Source organism: Catellatospora sp. NPDC049609 (genome assembly GCF_040675365.1).
Classification (GTDB): domain Bacteria; phylum Actinomycetota; class Actinomycetes; order Mycobacteriales; family Micromonosporaceae; genus Catellatospora.
On the sequence record NZ_JBFAOU010000311.1, the window covers coordinates 1 to 5,168 of the forward strand.

The following is a 5,168-nucleotide window of genomic DNA, read 5'->3' on the forward strand; positions in this document are numbered from 1 at the left end:
GGTCGTCCCCGTTCAGCGGGGCGAGGTCCTCGACCGTGACGGGCATGCCGCCGCCCTCGCCGATCCCGGTGGCCAGCGCGCTGAGCAGGCTCGCCGGTGGGAACGTCCGCAGCGTTCCCCTGCCGGAGTCCCGCGGCACGTAGGGTGGTGACGTGCCCCACCCCGTGATGCCGAACGCGACCGAGAGCCGGCGGGTCGCCGCCACCTCCCGCGCGATCCTGGCCGGAGCGCCGTTCCGGCGCCTGCTCGGGGTGCGGCTCACCAGCCAGATCGCCGACGGCTGGTTCCAGGCCGGCCTGGCCGGCTCGCTGCTGTTCAACCCCGACCGCCAGTCCAGCCCGGTCGCCATCGCGGCCGGGTTCGCCATCCTGCTGCTGCCGTACTCGCTGCTCGGGCCGTACGTCGGCGTGCTGCTGGACCGCTGGGACCGGCGCGCCTCGCTGTCCACCGCCAACCTGGCGCGGGCCGCCATGGTGCTGCCGGCGGCGGCGCTGCTCTGGTCCGGGGCGCAGGGCCTGGCGTTCGCGGTGTGCGCCCTGATCGTCATCGCGATCAACCGGTTCTTCCTGGCCGGGCTGTCCGCGTCACTGCCGCACGTGGTCGAGGAGCGCAAGCTGGTGGCCGCGAACGCGCTCGCCTCGACGCTCGGCACCATCTGCTACTCGATCGGCCTGTTCACCGCCGCGTCCGTGGTCGCGCTGCAGCTCGTCGGCACCGACCGGCACGGGTACGGCCTCATCGCGGCCACCGCTGCCCTCGGGTACCTCGCCTCCGGCCTGCTGGCCCGGCGCTTCTTCCGGCGCGACGAGCTCGGCCCGGACGCCCACGAGCGGGCCACCGACAGCATCGCCGCGGCGGTCGTCGCGGTGTTCCGCGGCATGATCAGCGGCGCGCGGCACCTGGCCTCGCGCGGCAAGGCCGCCCGCATCATGATCCTCCAGGCGGCGTACCGCTTCCTCTACGGCGTGCTGACGCTGGCGGTGCTCCTGCTCTACAGCCGGTACTTCGGCAAGGCCGCCGAGCGGACCGCCGCCGAGCTGTCCGGGGCGGCGCAGTCGATGGGTCAGCTCGGGCTGGTGGTGCTGGCCGGGGCGGCCGGCGCGGCACTCGCCGCGGTCATCACTCCGCTGGCGGTGCGCTGGTGGGACGCCCGCCGCTGGCTGACCGGCGTGGTCGCCGCCGTAGGCGTGGTCGTGCTGGTCTTCGGCCTGCCGTTCATCGCACCGCTGCTGCTGGTCGCGGTGTTCCTGGTGAACGTCGCCTCACAGAGCATGAAGATCATCGTGGACGCGACCATCCAGCGCGAGTGCGAGGACGTCTATCGCGGGCGAATCTTCAGCGTCAACGACACCGCGTTCAACCTGTGCTTCGTCGCGGGCCTGTTCACCGCCGCCCTCGCCCTGCCCGGCAACGGCAAGTCCGCGATCGCCCTGGTCATCACGTCGACCGCCTTCGTCCTGCTGGCGGCCTGGTACGGCGCCACCTCCGCCCGCGCGGCCACTCCCGCCTCAAGCCAGCCCTGACCAACCCGCCAGTCCGCCCAGGTCAGGCGAGGTCGGGCCGGCTCGGCGGGGCCGGGAAGGCCGGGAAGGCCGGGGCGATGATCGCGGATTCGGGTCAGCAAGTGCAGTCCCGGCCCACTTTCCGACACGAACTCACGATCATGATGCGCATTGTCCGCCGCGAGCAGCCCAAGATCGCCCGACTTGCCTGGCAACTGTGCGTATCTTGGGGCCGCATTCGCCCATGTGCCTGGCAAGTCGAGTGATCTTGCCGGGCCGCGGCGGGCGGCGGGGCACGGCGAGCGGCCGGGTGGGGCGGCCGGGTGGGGTCAGGGGATGAGGCCCTCGGTGCGGGCCCAGCGCTGGAGGGCGGCCTCGGCCTCGTCGCGGTCGAGGGGGCCGTGCTCCAGGCGCAGCTCCTTGAGGTGCTTCCAGGCGCGGCCGACGATCGGGCCGGGCGGCACGCCGAGCAGCTCCATGATCGCGTTGCCGTCGAGGTCGGGGCGCACCCGGGCGAGGTCCTCCTCGGCCTGGATGCGCGCGATCCGCTCCTCCAGCGCGTCGTAGTCCGCCGCGAGCAGGGCCGCCTTGCGCTTGTTGCGGGTGGTGCAGTCGGAGCGGGTGAGCTTGTGCAGGCGGGCGAGCTGGTCGCCCGCGTCGGTGACATACCGGCGCACCGCCGAGTCGGTCCACTCGCCCCGGCCGTACCCGTAGAAGCGCAGGTGCAGCCCGACCAGCGCGGTCACCGGCCCGATCACGTCCTTGGGGTATTTCAGCAGCTTCAGGCGGGACTTGGCCAGGCGCGCGCCCACCATCTCGTGGTGGTGGAAGCTGACGCCGCCGTCGGCGCCGACCGCCTTGGTGGCCGGCTTGCCGATGTCGTGCAGCAGCGCGGCCAGGCGCAGCACCAGGTCGGGGCCGCCGTCGGCGGTGTCGTACCCGACGGCGTTGCTGACCACCTTGAGGGTGTGCTCGTACACGTCCTTGTGCTGGGCGTGCTCGTCGATCTCCAGCTTCAGCCCGGCCAGCTCCGGCACGAAGCGGTCGGCCAGGCCGGTGTCGACCAGCAGCCGCAGCCCGGTCACCGGGTCGGCGCCGAGCAGCAGCTTGGAGAACTCGTCGCGGATCCGCTCGGCGGTGATCCGGTCCAGGTCCGCGGCCATGTGCTCCATCGCCGTACGCACCGCAGGGTCGACGGTGAACCGCAGCTGGGCGGCGAAGCGGGCGGCCCGCAGCATGCGCAGCGGGTCGTCGCCGAACGACTGCGCCGGGGTGCCGGGGGTCCGGATCACCCGCGCGGCCAGGTCCTGCAGGCCGCCGAACGGGTCGGCGAACTCGTGGCCGGGCAGGCTGACCGCCATCGCGTTGATGGTGAAGTCGCGGCGCACCAGGTCGTCGTGCAGGTTGTCGCCGTACTGCACCTGCGGGTTGCGGCTCACCCCGTCGTAGGCCTCGGCCCGGTATGTGGTGATCTCCAGCCGGAGCCCGCCGCGCTGCAGCCCGATGGTGCCGAACTCGCGGCCGGTCTCCCAGGTCGCCTCGGCCCAGCCCTTGATGATCTTCAAGGTGTCGTCGGGCCGGGCGTCGGTGCAGAAGTCCAGGTCGTCACCGAGGCGGCCGAGCAGGGCGTCGCGGACCGAGCCGCCGACGAGGTGCAGCTCGAAGCCCGCCTTGGCGAAGCGGCGTCCCAGCTCGTCGGCGACGGGTGAGACGCGCAACAGCTCCGCGACGGCGTTGCGCTGGGCGGTGGAGAGTTCAGGTGAGGGCGACATCGATCATCCAGCCTACTGGGGAGGCTGGTCACCGCCGTTCGCAGGTATGGTGCATCCCATGACAGCCCCCGATCGCACCCCCCCGATCGAGTCCGAGAACACCACCGTCATCCCACGGGTGGTGACCTCCGGGCTGCCCGCCGAGGAGCTGGAGGCCGCGGCCGAGCCCAGCTTCGAGGAGGAGCACAAGGGCGCGGCCGGCAACTCCGCCATGATGGCGGTCGGCTCGCTGGTCAGCCGGGGCACCGGCTTCCTGCGTACGGCGGTGCTCACGGCCGCGCTGGGCACGCTCGTGCTCGGCGACGCGTACACCACGGCCCAGATCTTCCCCGGCATGATCTACGAGCTGCTGCTCGGCGGAATCATGTCCAGCGTGCTGGTGCCGATGCTGGTCCGGGCGCGCAAGACGGACCCGGACCGCGGCCAGGCCTACACCCAGCGCCTCCTGACCCTGACCGTGGTCGTGCTCGGCGTCGCCACGGTGCTCGCGGTGATCTGCGCGCCGCTGCTCGCGGTCGCGTACGCGGGCGGCGCGCCCGAGAGCTACCAGGACCTGGTCACCTCGCTGTCGTACCTGATGCTGCCGACGATCTTCTTCTACGGCCTGTCCGGCCTGTGCAGCGCGGTGCTGAACACCCGGGGGCAGTTCGCCGCCCCCATGTGGACCCCGATCCTGAACAACATCGTCGTCATCACCACCGGCGTGCTGTTCCTGGTGATCTACCAGGACTCCCCGGTGGACAACGCCGACCAGGTCACCGCGGGCCAGATCCTGCTCCTCGGCGGCGGCGTGCTCGCGGGCATCGTGGTCCAGGCGGCCGGCCTGCTCCCCGCGCTGCGTCGGGTCGGCTTCCAGTGGCGCACCCGCTTCGACTTCCGCGAGCTGGGCCTGCGCCGGCTGGCCAAGGTCGGCGGCTGGATGTTCTGCTACGTGATCGTCAACCAGCTCGCCCTGCTGGTGATGTTCAACCTGCTCAACCGGGTCGGCAACGACGGACCCGGCCCCATCATCTACAACAACGTGTTCCTGCTGATGATGATGGCGCACGGCATCGTCGCCGTCTCGATCATCACGGCGCTGCTGCCGCGGATGAGCGCCGCCGCCTCCGACGGCCGGGCCGCCGACATCACCGCCGACCTGAGCCGGGGCATGCGGATGGTCATGGTCGTGCTCGCGCCGATCGCCACCACCTACGTGGTGCTGGCCCTGCCGATCTCCATCGCGCTGTTCGAGCGGTTCCAGGTGAACCGGGCCGCCTCGATCGAGACCGCCCCGGTGCTGGCCATGGCGGGGCTCGCGCTGCTGCCGTTCGCGATCAGCCAGCTGTTCAACTTCACCTACTATTCGCTGCAGGACACGAAGACCCCGGCCCTGATCAATCTCCCGGTGATCACGCTCCGGCTCGCGATCCAGCTCGGCTGGTGGGGTGCGTTCGCGGTGGCGACCACGGCGGTCGGCATGATGCTCGGCAACGCGATCTCGTACGTCTTCGCCGCGCTGCTGTCGGCGGCCCTGCTCAAGCGCCGGATCGGTCTGATCGGCCTGCGCCGCATCTCGACGACCCTGGTGAAGGTCCTGGTCGCCGCACTGATCGCCGCGGCCGCCGGCTACGGCACGGTCAAGCTGCTGTTCATGGGGGCCACCCAGTCCACGGTCAGCGAGTTCACCAGCTGGGTGACCCTGCTCACGGGCGGCATCGTGATCTGCGGCGTCTACGGCGCCGTCGCCATGGCCCTCAAGATCGGCGAGGTCCAGGACGTCGTCGGCATGGTCCGCCGCAAACTCGGCCGCTGACCTCGAACTCTTACGCCGCGAGGCCGCAGCGCTCGACGAACCCGTTGGCCTCGTCGACGACCGTCCACACCGCCGCCGCGGCGCGCCGGAAGTCGAAGT

Annotated in this window: 3 protein-coding genes; 2 read left to right on the forward strand and 1 reads right to left on the reverse strand. The window is 71.5% G+C overall.

Annotated elements, in window-relative coordinates:
- Window positions 1–152: 152 nt before the first annotated feature.
- Window positions 153–1,523, forward strand: a complete 1,371-nt coding sequence (locus AB0J67_RS39055; protein WP_363490525.1) for an MFS transporter — start codon at window positions 153–155, stop codon at window positions 1,521–1,523.
- 308 nt (window positions 1,524–1,831) lie between these two features.
- Here the strand turns inward: AB0J67_RS39055 and AB0J67_RS39060 are convergent, their stop codons facing one another.
- Entirely contained in the window at window positions 1,832–3,274 is a 1,443-nt protein-coding gene (locus AB0J67_RS39060; protein ID WP_363490527.1) for a CCA tRNA nucleotidyltransferase, read from the reverse strand.
- A 58-nt stretch (window positions 3,275–3,332) separates the two neighbouring features.
- Here AB0J67_RS39060 and murJ point away from each other — a divergent pair, with 58 nt between their 5' ends.
- On the forward strand, window positions 3,333–5,069 hold the full coding sequence (gene murJ, locus AB0J67_RS39065) for a murein biosynthesis integral membrane protein MurJ (RefSeq protein WP_363490529.1): 1,737 nt from the start codon (window positions 3,333–3,335) through the stop codon (window positions 5,067–5,069).
- Window positions 5,070–5,168 lie beyond the last annotated feature (99 nt).